Consider the following 20,747-nt stretch of genomic DNA (forward strand, 5'->3'; position numbering starts at 1 on the left):
AGTGGAAGAGGAGCGGTCATGATCCTTGTTGTGGGTGCCACGGGTGACCTTGGCAGCCGGGTTACCCGCCGGCTGCGCGCGGAGGGGCAGCCGGTCCGCTGCCTGGTACGGGCCGGCAGCAACGACGCAGCGCTGCGCGGGATCGGTGCCGAGGTGGTACGCGGCGACCTCACGGCACCGGCCAGTCTCGGCGCCGCCTGTGAGGGCATCGATACCGTGGTCGCCACCGCGACGGCGATCGGCCGGCGCCTGGGCGGGGCCAGCTCCGCGTCCATCCGGGAGGTGGACGAGAGAGGCATGCTTGCACTGGTCGCGGCCGCGGAGGCCGCCGGGGTGCAGCGCTTCGTCTATCTTTCCTTCACCGGTGTTGACGCTCCCACCGGTTCTCCGCTGGAACACGCCAAGCTCGCCGTCGAAAAACGCCTGGGGAACTCCGCCATGCAAGCCGTGATCGCCCGTGCCGACGCCTTCCAGGAAGTCCACCTGAGCCCGATGGCACGCTTTGACATGGCCGGCGGAAAAGCCGCCATCGTCGGCAAAGGCAACACCAAAAGGCGCTGGGTGGCCACGGAGGACGTCGCCGCCCTGCTGTGCGCGGTGGCACTCGAAGCTGCCCCGCCGGCACTGATAGAGTTCGGCGGCCCGGAGCCGCTGACGAAGAACGACATTGTGGCGATAGCCCAGGACCTCACCCACCGCAGGATGAAGGTGCAGCGGATGCCCCGTCCCGTAGCCCGGCTTATGGTGCGCCTGCTCAAGCGCCGCAACGACGCGCTGGCCTCAGTTTTCGGTGCAGGACTGCACCAGGACCTGAACGAGGCCACCTGGGACGATCAGCCCCTGCGCCAGCGGGGCATCGACCCCAGGAAGGCGACGGACTTCCTCAGGGAGCAGGCGGCCCACCTTACGTAACGCCTAGGGAGGCGAACACAAGGTTGTTAAGGCAACCGCCGTATACTCCCAGCATGCTGATTACGCGTCTCGACCGAGCACTCCACGCCCAGCCGTCCGCCCTTAAACAGCCCGAGGGCGCGCGATGAGCGGCGGCCTCGTTGCCCTGCTGGACGACATTGCAGCGCTGGCCCGGATAGCGGCTGCCTCTGTGGATGACGTCGCTGCCGGAGCGGCCAAGGCGAGTGCCAAAGCCGCCGGTGTGGTCATTGACGACGCGGCCGTCACCCCGCAGTACGTGTCCGGGGCGGACCCGTCCCGCGAGCTGCCGATGATCAAAAAAATCTTCTGGGGCTCGCTCCGCAACAAACTGCTGATCATCCTGCCGGCGCTCCTGCTGGTGAGCACCTTCATCCCCTGGATCATCCCGTTCATCCTGATGCTGGGCGGCACCTACCTGTGCTTCGAAGGCGCCGAGAAGGTCTGGCACAAGCTCCGTGGAGACCACTCGGACGAGAAGGCCCCGGCCGTTGAACGTGGTGCTGACGCCGAGGACAAGGTGGTCAAGGGCGCCATCACCACCGACTTCATCCTGTCCTGCGAGATCATGGTCATCTCGATGAACGAGGTGGGCGGCGAGTCCTTGTGGGTCCGGGCGCTGATCCTGGTGGCCGTAGCCATCGTGATCACCGTGGCCGTTTACGGTGCCGTGGGACTCATCGTCAAGATGGACGACGTCGGCCTGCACCTGACCACGAAGGACTCCGCCGGTTCCAAGCGCTTCGGCGAACTGCTCGTGAAGGGGATGCCCGCCGTACTGGCGGCGATCACCCTGATCGGCACCATCGCCATGCTGTGGGTGGGCGGCCACATCATGCTCCAGGGTGCACACGACCTCGGCTGGCACGCCCCCTATGACCTGGTCCATGCCCTCGAGCACCCCTTCGCCGGGATCCCGGTGCTGGGCGGCTTCCTGGCCTGGCTCGTGAACACCCTGTGCTCGGCCGTGATCGGCATCATCTGGGGCCTCGCCGTCATGGCCGTGCTGCACCCCCTGCTGAAGGCACTGCCGTTCGGTAAAGAAAAGGGCGGACACGAGGAGGGCGACGTCCGCGCCGCACTGGGCGGCCACCATGAGGCAAAGCACGACGGCGGCCCCGCCTCTTAGCCCCTCCCTGCGGCGGGTCTCAAACGAGTGGGCCTGCCGCGGGGCCGGGTCCGTCGAACACGGCAGCGGTGCTGCTTTGGGGCACCACAACGTGGATGGCGTTGCGCTGGACGGTGAAGTCGGTGGGCGTGTGCGTGGCGATCTCGCCGTCGAGGTTCATTGGCAGGGGAGGCTCGGTGACCAGCCGCACACTCCGGCTGGTCAGGTGGTGCACCCGCTCGTGTTCAACGAAGCTGCCGTCCTTCAGTAACCGGGCGATATTCACGTGCTCCCGCAGCGGCCCCGCCGGTATGGCGTAGATGTCAAGGATGTGGTCATCGATCCCTGCGGTGGGGGAGACCGTGTTGCCTCCGCCGTAGTGCCGGCCGTTGCCTACGGCCACCTGCAGCAGTTCCTCGAGCTCAAGGGTCTCGTGGTCGCCGTCCGGAAACTCGAGGCGGGCCCGGAACGACTTGTGCCGGGCATAAGCCCGGAGTGTTGCGACACTGTACGCCAGGGGCCCGATGTACCGCTTCAGGCGGGGGCTGAGCGCTTTTGTCACCGCTACCGACAGGCCCACCGACGCCACATTGAGGAACGGCTCACCGTTGGCCCGGCCGAGGTCGATGTCCACCACCTTGCCGTCTGCCACCACAGCGCACGCCGCAGCAAGATCGCCTGGGATCTCCAGCGTGCGGGCAAAGTCGTTGGCCGTGCCCATTGGGAGAACGGCGAGCATCACATTCGTGCCGGCCAGGCGGCCGGCGGCGGCGGTCACCGTCCCGTCGCCGCCACCGACCACCACCAGGTCGTGTCCATCGGCAATCACCCGGTCAAGCGTCACTGCCAGGTCTGCCCCGGCCAGCACGCGGTGCACAGCCGAGACAGGGACGCCTGCCTTCCGCATGGTGTCCACCGCCAGTTCGTGTGACGCACCCCGGCGTGATCCGGCATTGATCACAACGGCTGCGGAACGGGCCTCCCGGGCAAGCTTCATGGGGGCCATGTTAGGTGGTTGACCTGTGAATTCCGCGAGCCGGGCCCGAGCCGAAGCCAGCCCGGCCCGGTGGACTAGTGCGTGCCCTCGGATTCGTTGACGGGCCGCGGGCTCTTCCACGTGGACTCGCGCGGGCCCGGCGGGTAGGCCGCCGTCTTCCCGGCCCAGGCAATGACCAGGGCTGCGATCACCGGAACGGCAGCCGCCACCGGAACCAGCAGGGGGCCGGCCGCCACCAGGGCGGCGGAGCCGTAGAGGGCGCCGATGGTGATGCCCAGCTGGATGGTGAGGACGGTCAGCCCGTTCGCGGCGTCCTTGTTCTCGCGGCCGGCGCGGAGGATGGCGGACTGGTTGTAGATGCCAATGGCCCCCAGCCCGGCGCCCCACACCGTCATCAAAGCCAGCGCGAAGACCAGGCTGCCGCCCACAAAAGGCAACGCGAGCATCGAAACCGCAATTGCCGCCGTCGTCATCAACAGCGAACGGCGCGGGTGGGTATCAACGGTCATGCCGGCGATCCAGATTCCCAGCAGGCCGGAGACGCCCAGGACGGTGAGGGAGAGGCTGATGGCGTAGTCGGGCAGGCCGGCCTCGCGGATGTACGGGGCGATGTAGGTGAACAGCGCGAAGTGGGCCAGGACCAGCAGCGGCCAGGCGATGGCCACGGACTTCACGCCCGGCTGGGCGATGGCCGCGCGCATGGAGGGGCGGGCCTCGCCGGCGCCGCGCCGGACGGGCGGGAGGAAGAAGAAGCCCAGGACGGCCAGGAGCACGCCGAACCCGGCGAGGGCCAGGAACGCCGAGCGCCAGCCCAGAAGCGTGCCCAGCGCTGTGCCCACCGGGGCACCGACGGCCAGGCCCAGGCTGTTGCCGCTGAAGACGATCGCGAGCGCCTTGCCCACCTTGTCCGCCGGGACCACGCGGGCGACGTAGGGTGCCATGGTGGTCCAGAGCAGGCCGTGCGCCAGGCCGCCCACCAGCCGTGCCACCATCGCAAACGTGAAGTCCGGGGCCAGGCCCACCAGGGCGTTGCTGAGCGCGAAGGTCAGGACCAGCGCCACGAGCAAAGGCCGCTTCGGTATGTTGGCCAGCAGCCGGGCCGCGGGCACCACGGTGACCACAATGACGGCGGCGTAGGCGGCGGCGAGATAGCCGGCCACCGGTTCGGACACGTTCAGGCCGCTGCTGATTTGGGGGAGCAGGCCGGACGGGAGCAGTTCGGTGGTGATGGCCGTGAAGGCGATGGTGGCCAGGACCATCATGGCGGCCAGCGGGAAACGCTGGGGCGCCGGCGCGGAAATCGCGGAGGACATTAAAGGGTGTTCCATTCAAGGGGGAGGGAGAGCGGAACCGGGCGCTTCTGGCCTAACAGTTCCTTCACCAAGTTTACCCGGTGAACTAACGGCTTCCGTGCAGGTCTTGGTCCAACGTCACAGTCCCCGCGTCGCCATCCACGGTGACCTGCCGGCCGGTGGAAAGCCGCTGCGTGGCCACCCCGGTACCGAGCACGGCGGGGATGCCGTACTCGCGGGCCACGATGGAGCTGTGGCTGAGCGGTCCGCCCACATCGGTGACCACGGCGGAGGCCATTGCGAACAGCGACGTCCAGGCCGGGGTGGTGATCCGGGCCACCAGAACGTCGCCCGGCTGCATGCTGCCGAAGTCCTGGGGACCGGTCAGGACGCGGGCGGGAGCGGTGACCCGGCCTGCGCTGGCTCCCACGCCCTTGATCACACCGCCGGGCTTTTGCTGGGGGCCGGCCGGCATCATCGATCCGAAGGCCTTGTCCATCCAGCGGCTCTCCGGAAGCATTTGTGGGGCGGCGGCCTTCACCTGGCCCCGCCACAGCATCCTGCGTTCCTCCACGGCGGCGGCGCGGACGGGCCGCCCGGCGCCGGCAATAACGACGGCGGCCCGCTCCCCGGCGGCAAGGCCGGCCCCGGGCGCGGCAAGGCCGAACTCCACCGCGCTCCGCAGCTCCTGGTACCGGAGCCAGAACACGTCGTCCGGCGCCGCGATGACGCCGGAGCCCACCAGCCTTTGCCCGAGTTCCAGCAGCATCTGCCGCAGGAGCGGCCAGGCCAGGCCGACGTCGGCCAGTGCGTCCTCGCGGATCGGCGCAGTGTCCTGCGCCCACCGCAGCAGCCGGAGGAACGCGGCGCGGCGGCGCGGACCCAGCCGCCCGGCCATCTGCTCGGTCAGCTCCTCGCGGCGCTCGGTGGAGAGCCGCTGCCGCTCATGCGGGTCGGTGCCCTGCCCGCGCAGGTAGAACTTCACCGTGTCCAGCAGGGCGGACGGATCGTCGGCAGGGACCGGGCTGGCGAAATCCAGGTTGTAGACAGCGTGGCCGTAGAGGGCCAGATGCTCCCTGAAGGCGAAGCGCCATTCCTGCCACAGGGCGTCGTTCACACCTGCGGGCGGGGTGCCGGTGCGCTGGAACCCGGCGAGCGCCGCCGTCGGCTCATTCAAGAGGGCAGAGGTCAGTCCGGGATCGCTGCGGGCCCAGCCGGCGAGGTCGTACAGGGACTTTTCTGCGCGGATGGGTTGGCTGTCGTAGCCCAGGAGGAACGTCTGGGCCGGGGGATCGCCGTCGCGCCTGACCAGCTTGTCGTAGAACGCCCGGAAGGACATTTCGCTGGTGGCGGCGAGCGGAATGATGGACTGCACTGCGGTGTAGTAGACGGTGCCGGCGTCCAGGAGGGCCTGCACTCCCGCTATCAGTTCCTCCCCGGTGAGCTCAGCGGGGGCCTTGGCGGACCAGTCCTTGATCACCTGTTTGTACCGGGGGTGCGAGAACCCGCGCCAGCCGGCCACTCCCATATGCGCCTTGCCGCGGGCCAGGGCCAGCAGCGCGGCCGGAGTTTTGGCCAGCATCCGCCGCATGCCTGAGTTGCGGTAATGGTAGTAGGCGTAGCCGTTGATGGTGGGCAGCCCCACGTCGCCGTCGCGGATGACGTTCCTGCCCAGGGCTTCGGCCATCAGGGCAGTCAGCGACCGCGCCACGGAACCATCAATCATGTCGGCGAACAGCGGAGAGAGCGGGTCCGGCAGCTGTTCCACGATGCTCGCCCGGAAGTAGAGGCCGTCCGGATAGGGCAGGGGCCAGGTGTCCGGGGTATCAGCCGCCGGTTCCGGCAGTGCCGTGATGGGACGGGACTGCAGCAGGTAGAACCGGCCCCCGGCCCGCGCCCACTCGATGTCCTGCGGTGCCCCGAAATGGGCTGCGATCTGCTGCCCGTAGCGGGCCAGCCGGGCGGCTGCCGGGTCATCAAGTACCGGCGTACGACGGCGGGCTTCCGCCACCGGCTGCTCCTGCGTCCCGTTCTCCGCGTACACCGTCATGGCGTCCTTGTCGGCTGTCTGCCGCGACAGTACCGTGCCGCTTCCGGCGTCGACCACCAGGTCATCGGTGGTGACCGTCCCGCCCACCACCGATTCGCCCAGGCCCCACGCGGCACTGATCACCGTCTGGTCCCGCCGCCCGTTCGTGGGGTTGGCCGTGAACATCACCCCGGCCGCGTCCGCCTCCACCATCAGCTGGATGACGACGGCGAGCCGTACCTCTTCCGGTGCCACGCCTTCGCGGGCACGGTAGGCCATGGCGCGCGCGGTCCAGAGAGAGGCCCAGCAATCAATGACGGCCCGCATCAGCGCATCCAGGCCGAGGACGTTCAGGTAGGTTTCCTGCTGCCCGGCAAAACTGGCCGAGGCCAGATCCTCGGCGGTGGCCGAGGAACGGACCGCCACTGAAGCCTCACCGCCGCCGAGGCGCCCGTAGGCTTCGGCCAGTTCGGCTTCGATGGAAACCGGCAGGGTGCCGCTCCTGAACAGCTCCGTGATCCGCTGCGAAGCGTCCTCATAGTCCTGGGGCGACGCATCCTGGGGCAGCGCGGCCAGTTCCTGGATAGCCGCCTCGAGCTGGTTCTCCTCGACGAAGTGCGAGTAGGCAGCGGTGGTGAGGACGAACCCCGGCGGGACTGGCAGGCCGGCCCAGATGAGGCCCCCGAGACCCACGGCCTTGCCGCCGGCTCCGGCGACATCGCCCCGCCCAACATTTGCCAGATCACTGATAAAGCTCATGAACGCTTCCTTGCTGCCCGCATGAGGGCGCCTGCAGTGCAGATCATTCTCCACATACTGGCACTGCCGCGGGCGGGTGGCCATCACTTCCGGCATGGCCGGTTCCGCGGGGTCCGCCGGTACGACGGCACGGCCGGTCCCAGGCCTCGGCTGGACTTAACCGCAGCAGCGCCTGAAGGATGGGCACCATGGCTGATGACCTGGCGCCTGCCGCCCCCTTCGACCGCTTAGTCCTGATCTTCAATCCAGGCAGGCCGGGAATGACCCAGCGCATAGAAACGCTGCAGCGGGATTTGGCCCTGGATCTGCAGGATTTGCCCGTTGAGCTGCTGCCGACAGAATTTGCGGGGCACGCCCGCGATTTGGCAAGGTCCGAGGCCGGGCGAGGGGCCCCGCTCATCGTGTCCATCAGCGGCGATGGCGGATACAACGAGGTGGTCAACGGGGTGATGGACGTCCCCGCCAGCAGGGCGGTTTGCACCGTGCTCCCAGCGGGTAACGCCAACGACCATCATCGGAGTTTGCCCGCAAGGCCGCTGACGGACGCCATTCGTGAGCGCCGGATCCGGCACATCGACCTGCTGCGCATCACGTTCCGCCGGGCAGGCGGAGAACAGGTCCAGTACGCCCACTCCTACGTGGGGTTCGGGCTCACGCCGTTGATGGCGATCGGCATCGAAAAAGGCGGAAAAGGAAAGGTCCTTGAACTCATCTCCGTTGCCCGGACCCTCTCCAACCTGCGGCCGTTCGAGCTTGTGCGGGACGACGGGGCCACGGCGCAGTTCGACAGCCTGATCCTCGCCAACATCTCGCGGATGGCGAAGTACGGGACAGTCAGCGAGGCGCACCACCCGGACGATGGCCGGTTCGAAGTAGTCACGCTGCCCCATGCCGGGCGGTGGAAGATGGCACTGATGACCCTGCGCGCCGTCACGCTGGGTTTGGGCCACCAACCCGCCGTCAGCGGTTACGCCTTCACCACCCGCAACGCCGTTCCCTGCCAGATCGACGGCGAAGTGGTGCATATCCAGGCGGGCACGCACGTGCTGGTGGAAAGCGCCCAGGGCGCCCTCACCACTATCTGACGGATCTCCGCCGGGCCGCCTTCCTGGCGCTATCTACGGAACGCGCCTACGGTTGCACGGAGTCGAAGAACGTGAACCCATCCGGCCCCGCAGTCTCGGCTTCACGCGACTTCATGCGGATGAAATCCACGTCCTCCTGGCAGAGCGTGGTCTCGCCGTGCGGGTCCTGGTTGAGCGAGTGGCCGGTGGCTGCACTGATTTCTGCAGACAAGGTCCGCGGAAGGATCATGCAGCCGGGGTTATCCGTCAGCCACTGCGTAACCGTTGCGGGAAGCCGGTGCCACTGGTCTTGGATAAGGGTGTCGGTCATTGCGTGCCAACGATCTTGTGGGTGCACTGTCCGTCCGCAGGAAAGGAACGGCTGTGGCTGGGGGTCAGCGACCCGGGGCCGGGCCGCTGCAGGGAGGGCAGCGGTTGATGCCCGTTCCGGCCTGCGGTTCCGTCATGGCCGTCCTCAATAATCGTAAAACCGGATGTCCAGTCACGGCGTCCCGACGTACAAGCGAGTCTACGCTCCAACAGCGCACATTCAGCGGGTGAAGCCGGGGCAATCTACGCCAATCTGGAGGACCGCCGGGGCCAGCCTCATCGACGGGGCGGAAGTGCCGAAGGAGGGACGCCGGCCGGAGCGGTAAGCCGACTCGATGACCGGTTCCAGCTCGTCCAGAACGGTGTGGTTCCCGGGGAGGACCACATGGGCCAGAAACTCGGATTCAAGGGTGGCCACGCCTGCCGCCACGGCTGCGAGTTTGGCGTCTATTGACAGGGCCAGGGCATGCCAAAACCTGCGGTTGGCGCGTTCGAGCGCCTTTGCCTTCGCTTCGCGGATGGGCCCCTGTGCTGTGTCCCCCTGGATCATCACGCTCCCGTCAGAGTCAGGCAAGGAAACGACGATGCGGAATTGCCTTCCGCCGCCCCTGAAGGCGATGGCGCTCTGATTACCGCGCTGGCTGAAAACAACGTCCGTGGCGCCGTATTCCACGAGCGCTTGTCTGATGTGTTCCCGGGAAGCACTGCCGCTCAAGGAGTCACCCCGGGTGTAAGGACTGGTCATCGTCCAACTATGCGCCCTTCGTCCACTCCTTCGTGCCCCGGGCCACCGCGGGTCGGGTAGCCGGCGGCATCCAGCGGCAGGCCATAGACTCGGAGCCATGTCAGCTTCTGGGGGAGTGCCGGCACGGCGCGCAAGAGTTTTGTTCGGTGTGGCCTTTCTGGCCATGGTCCTTGCAGGGTGTGAGTACAGCGGCCCGGATGAACAGGCGGCTCCGGCTTCCCCGCCGGCAGCAACACCGCAGCCCCTGTCCTTCGAGGAGAACGCGGACGAGGTGGCCCGCCGGCTCGAGGCGTCCCCAACGGACCCCGGCATGCCGTCCGAGGCGGAGCCCGCCGGGAAGCTGTCGCTGGTTCTGTCACCCGGCGACTATCTGGTGTCCGGCGCCTGCGCCGGGACATACGGGGCCAAACTGACCATCGTGAAGGGTGACGGGCAACCGGAGGCGACCGGCTTTGAGTGCGGTTCCGCGCTGGACCGCTTTGTCAGGCACCCCGGCGGGCCCATCACCATCAGCGCGGTCCCGCCGTCGGGCAAGCCTGCCGCAACAGGGGTCAAAGTCCAGACCAATCCGGACCGCAGGGCTTCGGAGCTGGAGGACTTGTCGGAGTGGTCGGCAAAGCAGCTGCAGCCCCGGCTGCCCGGCGAGCTTCGCGGCAGCAGCAGCGGGAACACCACCAGCACAGCAACATTGATGGCAGAACCGGGCCGGTACGAGCTGCAGTTCGTCTGCGAATGGGTTCCCGGGGCCGAACTGTCCGTGTCCACGGCGGCAGGTGTCGAAGTCCTGGCTCCCGTGCAAGTGCCCTGTACGGGGACGATGTTCAAGGTACCCGTGCTGCTGCCCACCGAGGGAGCGGATCTCACAATGATCCCGGACGGTGGGCTGGAGGGCCGCTTCGCCTTCCGGCTTGTTCCCACCGGCCAGCCCTGAGGAGTACTACCTAAGCCTGTTTCGTAGGGGCAGTCCCTGGATCCCGCTGTATCCTTTCCTAAGCATGCTTACCATCGGCATTTCGCGGATGCCGGGCACGGACGGGCATTATTAAGCTCTGCGTTTGCCCTGATGGGTACATTGCCGCATGCACGCAGGACGGACGAACAGGGGCTTGAATTGGCAGGGAATGCAACCTTCCGGCACAGCAACACCGCGCTGCTCTCGGTGAGCAGTGTCGAAGCTCCGAGGATCGTGAGCTCTACGGATTTTGACCGCCGGTTGGCTTCCACCCTGCAGCGGCTGAAGTTCCCGCCCCGGCTGCTGGAGCGCGTTGCCGGCGTCACGCACCGCCGCTGGTGGGCGGCCGGTACCTCGTTTGATGATGCTGCCGCGGAAGCGGGCGCGAAGGCGCTGGCGGAAGCCGGCGTCGAAGCGTCGGACGTGGGCCTGCTGATCAACACCTCCGTCACGCGACGCAACCTGGAGCCGTCCGTCGCGGTGAAGATCCATCACGGACTCGGCCTGCCGTCGTCGGCCATGAACTTCGACCTGGCCAACGCCTGCCTGGGGTTCGTGAACGGCCTGACCCTGGCGGCCAGCATGATCGACTCCGGCCAGATCAAGTACGCGGTGATCGTCAACGCCGAGGATGCCCAGGCCACGCAGGAGGCCACGCTGGCCCGTCTCCAGCGGCCTGAGACCACCCGCGAGGACTTCAACCGCGAATTCGCCACGCTCACCTTGGGCTCCGGGGCTGCTGCCGCCGTCCTGGGCCCGGCAGACGAGAACCCCAGTGCGCACCGGATCGTGGGCGGTGTGATGCGCGCCGGCACCGAACACCACGAGTTGTGCGTGGGCGGCATTGACGGCATGAACACCGACACCAAGGGCCTGCTCGACGGCGGCCTGCAGCTCGTCGTCGACGCCTGGCATGAGGCGCGGCCGGAGTGGGACTGGAGCACCATGGACCGGTACGTCACCCACCAGGTGAGCAACGCCTACACGCAGGCCATCATTGACGCCATTGACCTGGACCCGGCCAAGGTGCCCATCACGTTCCCGCACTGGGGCAACGTGGGACCGGCATCTCTCCCCATGACCCTCGCGGCTGAGGCGCAGTCCTTGGAAGCGGGGGACCGGGTCCTTTGCATGGGCGTCGGATCCGGCCTGAACACCGCCATGATGGAAATCGTTTGGTAGCCGCCGCCTGGCCCGGCGTGGACCCGGAATGGCCGCGCGAGGTCTCTGTGGCGTCCACTTCCGCCGCCGATGCCCCGGGTACAACGCGCCGCTGGCATCTCCTGGACAACGGCCCGCAGTTCTCCCGCCTCGGACTGACTCCCGTGGGCACCCTGTTGTGCGTGCACGGCAACCCCACGTGGTCCTACCTGTGGCGGACGCTGCTGGCTGCCGGCTCCGATCCGGCGCACCCGTGGCGCGTGGTCGCCGTGGACCAGCTGGACATGGGCTACTCGGAGCGGACCGGGACCTTCCGGCGGCTGGCGGACCGGATCAACGACCTCGGTGACCTCACGGACGCCCTCGGCCTGGACGGGCCGGTGGTCACCGTGGGCCACGACTGGGGCGGCGTGATCAGCCTGGGCTGGGCCCTCGCGCATCCGCAGCAGCTGGCCGGGGTGGTCCTGACGAACACCGCCGTCCACCAGCCCTCCGGGTCGGACATCCCGCCGGCACTGCGGCTTGCCCTGCACCCCGCCGTGCACAAGTGGGGAACCACGACGTCGGACGCTTTCCTGCGGGTGACGCACTCGCTGGCGCACCCGCCGCTTCCCGCCGGTATCCGCGGCGCCTACATGGCGCCGTACCGGGGGGCCGACCGCCGGGCAGGGGTAGGGAACTTTGTCGCGGACATTCCGGTGGATGCCTCCCACCCGAGCTTCCCGGCGCTCACCGGCGTGGCTGAGGGGCTGCACGGCTTGAAGGTCCCGGCGCTGATGCTCTGGGGCCCGAGGGATCCCATCTTTTCGGACCGGTACCTCAAAGACCTCATCAACCGGCTGCCGCATTCCGAGGTGCACCGCTTCGAAGGCGCCGGCCATCTGGTGGCGGAAGACCGGAACATTGCTGCCCCGATCTTCCAATGGCTCGCCGGGAACGTCAGCGAAAGCGGATCGGGTAACGCCGCAGCAACAGCTGCCGAAGAACAGGACTCTGCCCCGCCCGCTCCAGCGGAATTCCGGCCTTTGTGGGACCTGCTCGGGCAGCACGCAGCAGGACCTGCCGGAGGGGATACAGCCGTCGTCGAAATGGCCCCGGACGGCACCGCCTCCCGCTCGCTCAGCTGGCGGCAGCTGGACCGGCGCATCCTTGACCTCGCCGCAGGGTTGCAGGAAACGGGGGTGGAGAGGGGCAGCCGGGTGAGCTTGATGGTTCCGCCCGGGGTGGACCTGACCGTAGCCCTTTACGCCTGCCTGCGGCTGGGCGCCGTGGTGGTGGTGGCCGACGCCGGACTGGGAACCAGGGGCTTGAGCCGCGCCGTCAAAGGCGCCACCCCTGACTTCATCATCGGCATCGACAAAGCGCTCGCGGCTGCCTCGGTGCTCGGCTGGCCGGGGCGACGGATCAGCGTGCATGGCCTCCCGGCCGCCCGCCGTCGGCTGTTGGGAGCCGAAACGTCCCTCGAGGTGCTGGCCCGTTCCGGGGCCGGCCGCGGATCGGGGCATCCCACAGACATGGTGGATCCGGATGCCCCGGCCGCCGTGCTGTTCACGTCCGGCTCCACCGGCCCCGCCAAAGGCGTCCTCTACACGCACCGGCAACTGGCCGCGATGCGGGACACGGTGGCCGAAACCTTCGGGATCCGGCCCGGCGCCCGGCTGGTGGCCGGCTTCGCCCCGTTCGCCCTTCTGGGGCCCGCGCTCGGGACGGTATCGGTCACACCGGCGATGGACGTCACTGCGCCCCGCACCCTGACCGCCAGTGCGCTCGCCGACGCCGCCGCTGCCATCGACGCCACAGTGGTCTTCGCCTCGCCGGCCGCGCTGCGCAATGTCCTCGCCACCCGGGACGGCGTGAGCGCCGCCGGGCATAAGGCGTTGGACGGTATCGGGCTGCTGCTCTCCGCCGGGGCCCCTGTCCCGGAACCGCTCCTGGCCGAGGTCCAGCGGCTGCTGCCCCATGCCTCGCTGCACACCCCGTACGGGATGACTGAGGCGCTGCCCGTCACCGACACCAGCCTTGAACAAATCCAGGCGGCCGACGCCGATGCTGCCGCCGGCACTGTGCCTGGAGCTGGCAACGGTGTGTGCGTGGGGTGGCCGGTGCACGGTGCTCGGGTGGCCGTGGTTCCGTTGGCGGCGGACGGAACGGCGCCCGGGTCCCAAGCCGTGACGGACCCCGGCGTGACCGGCGAGATCCTGGTCAGCGCCCCGCACGTCAAGGAAGCCTACGACAGGCTCTGGCTGATCCAGCGGGAGAGCGCCAGCCTGCCCGGCTGGCACCGCACGGGCGATGTGGGCCACTTCGACGCCGCCGGCAGGCTGTGGGTGGAAGGCCGCCTTGCCCATGTGGTTAAGGCGCCCGATGGCGTGGTGACGCCCGTGGGTGCCGAGCAGGCCATTGAACGCCTGGACGATGTCCGGCTGGCGGCGATCACCGGCGTCGGACCGGCCGGCACGCAGGCCGTGGCCGCCGTCGTCGAGACCGTCCCGCCCGCCCGGAAGGCTGGCCCTGCGGGGACCGGACTGGCAGGGAGGGTACGCACAGCAGCACTGGAGGCAGGCGTTGAAGTGTCCGCGGTGCTCGTGGTCCCCGCCCAGCCCACCGACATCCGGCACAACGCCAAGATCGACCGGACCCGCCTGTCCCGCTGGGCTTCACGGGTGCTCGCCGGCGGCCGGCCGGGCAAGCCGTGAGGGTCCTGGTCACCGGGGCCAGCGGGCTGCTCGGGGGAGAAGTGGCCCGGCTGCTGGTGCGCCAGGGCCACGAGGTGGCGACGTTCCAGCGCCGTCCGTCAGGGGTCGACGGCGCCACGGACTTCTGCGGATCCGTCACGGACGGCGAGGCATTGCGGGGGGCAGTGGCAGGCGTCGAAGGCATCATCCACCTGGCCGCGAAAGTGTCTTTCACGGGGCGGGCCGCGGAGTTTGATGAGGTGAACGTCGAAGGGACCCGCCGCCTGCTCCGCTGCGCCCGGGAGGCCGGGGTACGGGACGTGGTGTTTGTGTCCTCCCCGTCGGTGGCCAATTCCGGCGCCGCCATTGCCGGGCTGGGCGCAGAGCCGGCTGACCCGGAACATGCGCACGGAGACTACTCCCGCACGAAAGCCGAGGCCGAATTGCTGGCGCTCGCAGCCAATGCCCCGGACTTCCGGGTGGCGGCGGTGCGCCCGCACATCGTCTGGGGCCCGGGCGACACCCAACTCGTGGAACGGGTCCTGGCCCGCGCCAGCCAGGGACGCCTGCCGCTGCTCGACGCCGGCGCGGCCTTGATCGACACCACGTATGTGGACAATGCCGCCGCGGCCATCGTCGCCGCGCTGCACCGGATGGACCACATCCATGGCAGGGCGCTGGTGGTGAGCAACGGCGAGCCCCGCCCGGTGGGTGAGCTGCTGGCAGGCATCTGTGCCGCGGGAGGCGTCCGCCCGCCGTCGTGGTCCGTGCCTGGTGCGGTGGCACGGGCGGCGGGGGCCGTGGTGGAGAAGCTGTGGACGTGGGCGGGGCGGGACGAGGAGCCGCCGATGACCCGGTTCCTCGCCGAACAACTTTCCACTGCGCACTGGTTCGACCAGCGCGAGACCCGGGAACTCCTCGACTGGACCCCCGCCGTCTCGATTGACGAGGGGCTGGCGAGGCTCGCCGGGCACTATGGTCCGCGGCCGGCGTCGGGGGTTCACGAAGCCTGAACCAGGCTGGGGCGTAGGGTGGAAGAGGACGAAAAGGAGCACTTCATGAAGAAAATCCTCATGGTACTGACCAGCGTTTCCGAGCTCGGCGATACAGGAGAGAAGACCGGCTACAACGTGGCCGAGGCTGCACATCCCTGGAAAGTGTTCAAGGACTCCGGGCATTTCGTTGACTTTGCGTCCATCCAGGGCGGCCAGCCCCCGCGCGATGAGGTGGACTCGAAGGATCCCATCCAGGTGGCCTTCACGGAGGATGAAACCACCCGCGCCGGCCTCTACAACACCGCCCGCGTGGACGTGGTTGATCCGGCCCAGTACGACGCCGTCTACCTGGTGGGCGGCCACGGCACCATGTGGGACTTCCCGGACAGCGAAGGCTTGCAGAATCTGGTGGCCAGGGTCTACAACGCCGGCGGCCTGGTAGGCGCGGTCTGCCACGGACCGGCCGGCCTGCTGAACGTGGAACTGGAGAACGGGCTCCGCCTCGTCGAGGGCCGGAAGGTGGCTGCCTTCACCAACGACGAAGAGGTTGCCGCAGGGAAGGACAAGGTCATCCCGTTCTTCCTCGCGGACCGGCTTGAGGAACAGGGCGCCACCCACGTCTCCGCTGATGTTTTCGAGGAGATGGTGGTGGTTGACGACCGGCTGGTGACAGGCCAAAACCCCGCGTCGGCGGCCGGCGTGGCCAAGGAGATGGAGAAGCTCTTCGCAAAGGTCATCCACCAGGAAAAGGCCGAGGAGCAGCACGAAACGGAGGCCCTGCGCGCCGAGAAGGACGCAGAGAAGAGCGCCAAGAAGGCCGCCGCGGAAGCTGAGCACTGACCTGCTGCACTTGCTTCCGGTAAGCGATGGGCCAACGGTCGCTGCCGGGTAGCCACCCTCCCTGCGGGTGCTCAGGTGGGAGACGTGGTCCGCCATTAACCCATTGCACGGGTGCGGGCGCCGGGTCCACTATTAAGGCTCGGGACGGCTGGGGCCTCTTCACAGTGCTCACCGCCTGAGGGTCAAGGATTCGTTATGGACAATGCTCCCGTTCTCCCGGACCGACGCACGCTGCTGAAGACCGCAGGGATTGGAGCCGCCGGTTTACCGTTCCTGACCGCTTGCAGCGGCACCGCGGCACAGGCTGTCGCCGCATCAGCGCCGGCGTCTCTGCTTCCTGCCCCACCGGGGCAGGTTCCACCGCTGCTGGACCGGGCGAAGGTCGATCGTGCCCTTGCAAGGCTGGACGGATTCGTCCAGGACGCCATGGCCAGTACCGGACTGCCGGGGATGGCCGTCGCCGTGGTGTACCGGGACGAGGTGCTGTACTCCAAGGGTTTCGGAGTCCGGGAGGTCGGCAAGGCCGGGAAGATCACTCCGGACACGGTGTTCCAGGTGGCTTCGGTGTCCAAGCCGCTGGCGTCCACTGTGGTGGCAGGGGTGGTGGGACAACAGGTCATAAAGTGGACCGATCCGGTCATCGAATACAACAGCAACTTCGCGCTCAACGATGACTACGTCACCCGGAACGCGACCTTCGCTGACCTGTTGTCCCACCGCACCGGGCTTCGAACCGCTTCGGGTGACCTGCTGGAGGATCTCGGCTTCGACCGCGACTACATCCTGTCCCACCTCAACCAGCAACCCCTGGACACCTTCCGGGCCAGCTACAACTACAGCAACTTCGGCTTCACCGAGGCCGGGCAGGCAGCGGCCGATGCGATGAACATGGAGTGGGAGGACCTGGCGGACGAGCTCCTGTTCCGCAAACTGGGCATGTCATCATCCAGTTACCGCCTCGCCGACTACGAGAAGGCCGCAGACAAGGCTGTCCTGCATGTGCCGGTCGGGAACAAGGAGTGGGCGGCGAAATACCGCCGCGACCCCGATGCCGAAGCCCCGGCCGGAGGAGCCAGTTCCACAGTTCGCGACCTCGCGCAATGGCTCCGGCTCCAGCTCGGGAACGGCAGCTACGAGGGGAAGCCGGTCATTGACCCCGCTGCCCTGCAAACAACCCATGTTCCCCACATAGTCTCCCGGCCGGCGTCGGCCCCCGCTGCCCGCTCTGGCTTTTACGGGCTGGGCTGGAACGTCTCCTACGACGACCAGGGCCGTGTCTCGCTGGGCCATTCTGGGGCGTTCAACCTCGGCGCCGCAACTGCCGTTTCCATGCTTCCCGGTGAACAACTGGCGATCGTTGCCCTGACCAACGGCCGCCCGCAGGGAATTCCTGAAGCAATCAACGCGGACTTTATGGACACAGCCCAGCACGGATCACCCACCGTGGACTGGCTGGCTTTCACGGCCGCCATTTTCAAGCAGCAGGATGAGGCCGATAAACCCGAGGTGGACTACACCAACGTTCCGGCCAGCCCCGCCCCTGCCAGCCCGAACAGTGCGTACACGGGCACCTATGACAACCCGTACTACGGCCCGCTGGTTGTCTTCGAGCAGGACGGGAAGCTGGCCATGCGCATGGGGCCGGCCGACAAACCCACCACGTTCCCGCTCACCCACTTCGATGGCGATACCTTCAGCTTCGAGACCACCGGCGAGAACGCCAATGGCCTCGCCGGCGCGATCTTTGCTGCACCAGGGAACGGTGGCTCGTCCAGCGTCATCCTTGATTTCTATGACAGGACCGGGCTGGGAACCTTCACCCGGGACTCGTAACCGGCGCAGCTAAGGAAAGGGCCGTAGACGTCCGCCATGGCGCGGGTGGGAAGAAAAACAGGAAAGGGAAAGGTCATGCCGAAGTATCTGTTTGAAGCGACGTACGTGGGCAAAGGCATCCAGGGACTGATGCAGGAAGGCGGCACCAAGCGGCGTGACGCCCTGACGGAGGCCCTCAAGTCGGTGGGCGGAACGTTGGAGAGTTTCTACTACGCCTTTGGGTACTACGACGTCCTGGGTGTCTTTGAGGTGCCGGACGATGCAAGCGCCGCAGCCTTGTCGCTGCTGATCAATTCCACGGGTAACGTCAACGTCCGCCTGAAGCCGCTCCTCACTGTCGAGGACCTGGATGAAGCTGCCAAGAAGACGCCGACTTACCGGGCCCCGGGACAATAAGGCCCGAGGTAGGGGAGCGTGGCACCATGGCGGGCGGCCGCCGTTGTGATGTACGACGGCGGTCTGCCGAGCCTGAAGACTGAAGCGGCGGTGAGCGGAACATGACAGAGCGCAGCGGACAACAGCGGCGGCTGAAGGTATCCGACGTCAACGTGGTGAACCAGCGGACACTGCGGAAGGCGCTCGGCGGCACCATCGTGGGCAACACGATGGAGTGGTACGACGTCGGTGTGTTCGGCTACCTGATCACCACCATGGGGCCGGTGTTCCTGCCCGAGGCGGACAAGGCGGTGCAGAACCTGTTCCTGCTGGGGACGTTCGCTGCCACGTTCATCGCCCGGCCCCTGGGCGGGATCTTCTTTGGCTGGTTGGGGGACAAGATCGGCCGCCAGAAGGTCCTGGCCATGACGCTGATGCTGATGGCAGCCGCAACGTTCGCCGTCGGCCTGCTCCCGGGGTACGACGTCCTGGGTATTTGGGCGGCGGTGCTGCTGGTGGCCACCAAGCTGGTGCAGGGCTTTTCCACCGGCGGCGAGTACTCGGGAGCCACCACCTTTGTGTGCGAGCATGCCCCGGACCGGCGCCGCGGCTTCTACGTCAGCTTCCTGGACATGGGCAGCTACCTGGGTTTTGCCGCGGGCGGGGCGGTGGTGTCCGCCCTTCAGCTGACCCTGGGACAGGAGCAGATGGGGGAGTGGGGCTGGCGGATTCCGTTCCTGGTGGCCGGTCCGCTGGGTATCGTTGCCGTCTACTTCCGGATGAAGATCGAGGAGTCGTCCGCTTTCAAGGCCACGCAGGAGGCTGAAGCTGTGGCGGCCAAGCGTCCCGGCGCCGAAGAGCTCCGCCCCGTGGGCCCGGTGGGCATTGTGAAGGCGCACTGGCGGCCCCTCGTGCTGGCGATGATCCTGGCGGCGGCCGCCAATACGGTGGCCTACGCCCTGACGTCCTACATGCCCACGTACCTGACCAGCAACAAGGGGTACGACGAGGTCCAGGGGACGCTGCTGACCCTCCCGGTCCTGGTGGCCATGGCGTTGTGCATCCCGTTCACCGGGCTTCTCTCCGACCGGATCGGCCGCCGCCCCGTGCTGTGGATCGGGGCGTTCAGCACGGTGGTGTTCGCGGTCCCTGCGTTCCTGGCGATAGCGGTGGGCAACCTTCCGATGACGTTGCTGGGCCTGGCCCTGATCGCATTCCCGGTGGCGTTTTCGGTGCCGAACCTTGCGTCCGCGTTGCCCGCGCTGTTTCCCACCGAGCACCGCTATTCCGCCATGGGCATCGCCTACAACCTGGCCGTGGCGATCTTCGGCGGGACGGCTCCGTTCATCATCGCGGCCCTGATCGAGGTGACCGGCGACGACATGGCGATTGCGTACTACCTGATGGCGGTGGCCGTGATTGCGGCCGTGGCCATCCGGTTCCTGCCCGAATCGGCCGGGCGGCACCTGCCCGGGTCCATGCCCAGCGTGGAGTCGGAGGAAGCGGCCCGGAAGCTGGTGGAGACGCAGGACACCAACCCGCTGCTGGACCTGGACTCGCTGCCGTTCGAAGGCAGCTTTGAGACCGCGCGGGCGGAGCACAAGGGGCGGCCCGGGAAGCCGAAGGTGATGTAACGCAGGGACGGACGACCAGGAACCCGCAGCGTGGGCAGGCAGTCAGGATGGGGTTACGTGTCCGATGCGCGCAGGGTTAGAACCGCGCGGGCAGCGAAGGCGGCGCCGGCAAGAAGAAGGACGATGGCCGACACGATGGAGTACCAGGCTCCGTTGGAGTTCAGTGCGATGTATACGCCGATGAGAGAGAAAATAACTGCCCCCAGCGACCAAATGAGCGTTGCTCTTCTGGTGTTATTCATAGCCCAAGCCTAAAGGACCAGATGCGGACGCATGTCCGCAAGCTCGTACGTGAGCACTCGCCTTGAGTGCACGTGAGTCTTCCCACGTTATTATGAGCTGTTCAATATAAGCCGGTAGACTGGGGTACAGGCCACCGTAGCCCTTGAGTACCGCACCGGTGAAGATACCCGGGCCAGCGGGGCACGCGGCACAACGCGCATCCGCCCTCCTGCTTGAGCGGCACAAGAACCTTTACGGCCCCCATTTCCCAGACTTCACGGAGAACCCATGACTGTACTTAACGAACGTCCATCCACCGCCGGAACCACCCTTAAAGCCGCTACCACCTTCGCTGACACCGCGGTGCGCGGGGGCAGCTATGTGACTCTCCCGGGCGGCCGCGTCACCGCCGGCGTCGAGGGCAGCTATGTCACCGTCGCCGGTGCCGCAAACCTGGCGCCCGTCACCCGTGGCAGCTATGTCACAGTGGACGGCATGCCTGTTGTTGCCGCCAGCGCCATCGAGGGCAGCTACGTAACGCTTCCCGCGGCGGCCTAAGCTTCCACCGCTCTGCGGGGATAGCTCCACCGCACCGGCATAAAAGGAGGCCGACGGCGACACACTCAGTGTCGTCGTCGGCCTCCTTTTGCGTGCTCGGAGAGGCGCCGGCATGCGGCTTGGAATAGGTCCGGGCTGCCGGGGCCTCCGGCTGCACCCGCCCGCCGAAACCCTGGTTCAGCCGCGGTGACGCCTATGTGGACAGTCGCGATCACCGCCGCCTACGCAGAAGCTATTCGGAGCGCGGC

General features: G+C 67.6%; 18 protein-coding genes. 12 read left to right on the forward strand and 6 right to left on the reverse strand.

All coding sequences use genetic code 11. The features are described 5' to 3' along the window. The first annotated feature begins 18 nt into the window (after positions 1 to 18). Positions 19 to 912, forward strand: a complete 894-nt coding sequence (locus tag AC3A4Z_RS08370) for an SDR family oxidoreductase (protein ID WP_498711165.1) — start codon at positions 19 to 21, stop codon at positions 910 to 912. A 124-nt stretch (positions 913 to 1,036) separates the two neighbouring features. After that, positions 1,037 to 2,059 (forward strand): DUF808 domain-containing protein, encoded by a 1,023-nt coding sequence (locus tag AC3A4Z_RS08375; RefSeq protein WP_498711166.1) that lies wholly within the window; start codon positions 1,037 to 1,039, stop codon positions 2,057 to 2,059. A 19-nt stretch (positions 2,060 to 2,078) separates the two neighbouring features. Here AC3A4Z_RS08375 and AC3A4Z_RS08380 read toward each other — a convergent pair whose 3' ends face one another. The 3 genes from AC3A4Z_RS08380 to AC3A4Z_RS08390 form a co-directional block, all read right to left on the reverse strand. Beyond that, positions 2,079 to 3,035 (reverse strand): lipid kinase, encoded by a 957-nt coding sequence (locus AC3A4Z_RS08380; protein WP_498711167.1) that lies wholly within the window; start codon positions 3,033 to 3,035, stop codon positions 2,079 to 2,081. 74 nt (positions 3,036 to 3,109) lie between these two features. Further along, entirely contained in the window at positions 3,110 to 4,348 is a 1,239-nt protein-coding gene (locus tag AC3A4Z_RS08385; protein ID WP_498711168.1) for an MFS transporter, read from the reverse strand. Positions 4,349 to 4,433: 85 nt separating this feature from the next. Beyond that, positions 4,434 to 7,115 carry a PEP/pyruvate-binding domain-containing protein gene (locus AC3A4Z_RS08390; RefSeq protein ID WP_498711169.1) on the reverse strand — a complete coding sequence of 894 codons (2,682 nt, stop codon included), beginning with the start codon at positions 7,113 to 7,115 and terminating at the stop codon, positions 4,434 to 4,436. Positions 7,116 to 7,303: 188 nt separating this feature from the next. Here AC3A4Z_RS08390 and AC3A4Z_RS08395 point away from each other — a divergent pair, with 188 nt between their 5' ends. Further along, positions 7,304 to 8,200, forward strand: a complete 897-nt coding sequence (locus AC3A4Z_RS08395) for a diacylglycerol/lipid kinase family protein (protein ID WP_498711170.1) — start codon at positions 7,304 to 7,306, stop codon at positions 8,198 to 8,200. 46 nt (positions 8,201 to 8,246) lie between these two features. On the opposite strand, the gene AC3A4Z_RS08400 is transcribed toward AC3A4Z_RS08395, so the two are convergent. Both AC3A4Z_RS08400 and AC3A4Z_RS08405 read right to left on the reverse strand, forming a co-directional pair. Further along, complete coding sequence (locus AC3A4Z_RS08400; protein ID WP_498711171.1) at positions 8,247 to 8,510, reverse strand: hypothetical protein; 264 nt, start codon at positions 8,508 to 8,510, stop codon at positions 8,247 to 8,249. 219 nt (positions 8,511 to 8,729) lie between these two features. After that, positions 8,730 to 9,254, reverse strand: a complete 525-nt coding sequence (locus AC3A4Z_RS08405; protein WP_498711172.1) for a hypothetical protein — start codon at positions 9,252 to 9,254, stop codon at positions 8,730 to 8,732. Between the two features lie 97 nt (positions 9,255 to 9,351). Between AC3A4Z_RS08405 and AC3A4Z_RS08410 the strand changes: the two genes are divergently transcribed. The 8 genes from AC3A4Z_RS08410 to AC3A4Z_RS08445 all read left to right on the forward strand — a co-directional run bounded on the left by AC3A4Z_RS08410 (position 9,352) and on the right by AC3A4Z_RS08445 (position 19,719). After that, positions 9,352 to 10,185: a hypothetical protein gene (locus tag AC3A4Z_RS08410; RefSeq protein ID WP_498711173.1), complete on the forward strand. Its 834-nt coding sequence runs from the start codon at positions 9,352 to 9,354 to the stop codon at positions 10,183 to 10,185. A gap of 180 nt (positions 10,186 to 10,365) precedes the next feature. After that, entirely contained in the window at positions 10,366 to 11,388 is a 1,023-nt protein-coding gene (locus AC3A4Z_RS08415; protein WP_498711174.1) for a 3-oxoacyl-ACP synthase III, read from the forward strand. Continuing rightward, positions 11,382 to 14,063 (forward strand): alpha/beta fold hydrolase, encoded by a 2,682-nt coding sequence (locus AC3A4Z_RS08420; RefSeq protein WP_498711175.1) that lies wholly within the window; start codon positions 11,382 to 11,384, stop codon positions 14,061 to 14,063. The genes AC3A4Z_RS08415 and AC3A4Z_RS08420 overlap by 7 nt, the downstream gene beginning before the upstream one ends. Continuing rightward, complete coding sequence (locus tag AC3A4Z_RS08425; RefSeq protein WP_498711176.1) at positions 14,060 to 15,055, forward strand: NAD-dependent epimerase/dehydratase family protein; 996 nt, start codon at positions 14,060 to 14,062, stop codon at positions 15,053 to 15,055. The genes AC3A4Z_RS08420 and AC3A4Z_RS08425 overlap by 4 nt, the downstream gene beginning before the upstream one ends. 45 nt (positions 15,056 to 15,100) lie before the next feature. Next, positions 15,101 to 15,877, forward strand: a complete 777-nt coding sequence (locus AC3A4Z_RS08430) for a type 1 glutamine amidotransferase domain-containing protein (RefSeq protein ID WP_498711177.1) — start codon at positions 15,101 to 15,103, stop codon at positions 15,875 to 15,877. A gap of 195 nt (positions 15,878 to 16,072) precedes the next feature. Then, positions 16,073 to 17,710 carry a serine hydrolase gene (locus AC3A4Z_RS08435; RefSeq protein WP_498711178.1) on the forward strand — a complete coding sequence of 546 codons (1,638 nt, stop codon included), beginning with the start codon at positions 16,073 to 16,075 and terminating at the stop codon, positions 17,708 to 17,710. Positions 17,711 to 17,785: 75 nt separating this feature from the next. Then, complete coding sequence (locus AC3A4Z_RS08440) at positions 17,786 to 18,106, forward strand: GYD domain-containing protein (RefSeq protein ID WP_498711179.1); 321 nt, start codon at positions 17,786 to 17,788, stop codon at positions 18,104 to 18,106. A gap of 101 nt (positions 18,107 to 18,207) precedes the next feature. Further along, positions 18,208 to 19,719 carry an MFS transporter gene (locus tag AC3A4Z_RS08445; RefSeq protein WP_498711180.1) on the forward strand — a complete coding sequence of 504 codons (1,512 nt, stop codon included), beginning with the start codon at positions 18,208 to 18,210 and terminating at the stop codon, positions 19,717 to 19,719. 53 nt (positions 19,720 to 19,772) lie between these two features. On the opposite strand, the gene AC3A4Z_RS08450 is transcribed toward AC3A4Z_RS08445, so the two are convergent. Next, the gene (locus AC3A4Z_RS08450) at positions 19,773 to 19,961 is read right to left on the reverse strand and encodes a hypothetical protein (RefSeq protein ID WP_498711181.1); all 189 of its coding nucleotides are present in this window, start codon (positions 19,959 to 19,961) and stop codon (positions 19,773 to 19,775) included. A 268-nt stretch (positions 19,962 to 20,229) separates the two neighbouring features. Here AC3A4Z_RS08450 and AC3A4Z_RS08455 point away from each other — a divergent pair, with 268 nt between their 5' ends. After that, entirely contained in the window at positions 20,230 to 20,499 is a 270-nt protein-coding gene (locus tag AC3A4Z_RS08455; protein WP_498711182.1) for a hypothetical protein, read from the forward strand. Positions 20,500 to 20,747 lie beyond the last annotated feature (248 nt).

It is taken from the genome of Arthrobacter sp. Soil_C_49 (assembly GCF_057656635.1).

What these genes read in the sequence shown, in the direction of transcription:
- AC3A4Z_RS08370 (WP_498711165.1), top strand. Translation starts at nt 19, where the DNA reads ATGATCCTTGTTGTGGGTGCCACGGGTGACCTTGGCAGCCGGGTTACC.
- AC3A4Z_RS08375 (WP_498711166.1), top strand. Translation starts at nt 1,037, where the DNA reads ATGAGCGGCGGCCTCGTTGCCCTGCTGGACGACATTGCAGCGCTGGCC.
- AC3A4Z_RS08380 (WP_498711167.1), bottom strand. Translation starts at nt 3,035, where the DNA reads ATGAAGCTTGCCCGGGAGGCCCGTTCCGCAGCCGTTGTGATCAATGCC.
- AC3A4Z_RS08385 (WP_498711168.1), bottom strand. Translation starts at nt 4,348, where the DNA reads ATGTCCTCCGCGATTTCCGCGCCGGCGCCCCAGCGTTTCCCGCTGGCC.
- AC3A4Z_RS08390 (WP_498711169.1), bottom strand. Translation starts at nt 7,115, where the DNA reads ATGAGCTTTATCAGTGATCTGGCAAATGTTGGGCGGGGCGATGTCGCC.
- AC3A4Z_RS08395 (WP_498711170.1), top strand. Translation starts at nt 7,304, where the DNA reads ATGGCTGATGACCTGGCGCCTGCCGCCCCCTTCGACCGCTTAGTCCTG.
- AC3A4Z_RS08400 (WP_498711171.1), bottom strand. Translation starts at nt 8,510, where the DNA reads ATGACCGACACCCTTATCCAAGACCAGTGGCACCGGCTTCCCGCAACG.
- AC3A4Z_RS08405 (WP_498711172.1), bottom strand. Translation starts at nt 9,254, where the DNA reads ATGACCAGTCCTTACACCCGGGGTGACTCCTTGAGCGGCAGTGCTTCC.
- AC3A4Z_RS08410 (WP_498711173.1), top strand. Translation starts at nt 9,352, where the DNA reads ATGTCAGCTTCTGGGGGAGTGCCGGCACGGCGCGCAAGAGTTTTGTTC.
- AC3A4Z_RS08430 (WP_498711177.1), top strand. Translation starts at nt 15,101, where the DNA reads ATGAAGAAAATCCTCATGGTACTGACCAGCGTTTCCGAGCTCGGCGAT.
- AC3A4Z_RS08435 (WP_498711178.1), top strand. Translation starts at nt 16,073, where the DNA reads ATGGACAATGCTCCCGTTCTCCCGGACCGACGCACGCTGCTGAAGACC.
- AC3A4Z_RS08440 (WP_498711179.1), top strand. Translation starts at nt 17,786, where the DNA reads ATGCCGAAGTATCTGTTTGAAGCGACGTACGTGGGCAAAGGCATCCAG.
- AC3A4Z_RS08445 (WP_498711180.1), top strand. Translation starts at nt 18,208, where the DNA reads ATGACAGAGCGCAGCGGACAACAGCGGCGGCTGAAGGTATCCGACGTC.
- AC3A4Z_RS08450 (WP_498711181.1), bottom strand. Translation starts at nt 19,961, where the DNA reads ATGAATAACACCAGAAGAGCAACGCTCATTTGGTCGCTGGGGGCAGTT.
- AC3A4Z_RS08455 (WP_498711182.1), top strand. Translation starts at nt 20,230, where the DNA reads ATGACTGTACTTAACGAACGTCCATCCACCGCCGGAACCACCCTTAAA.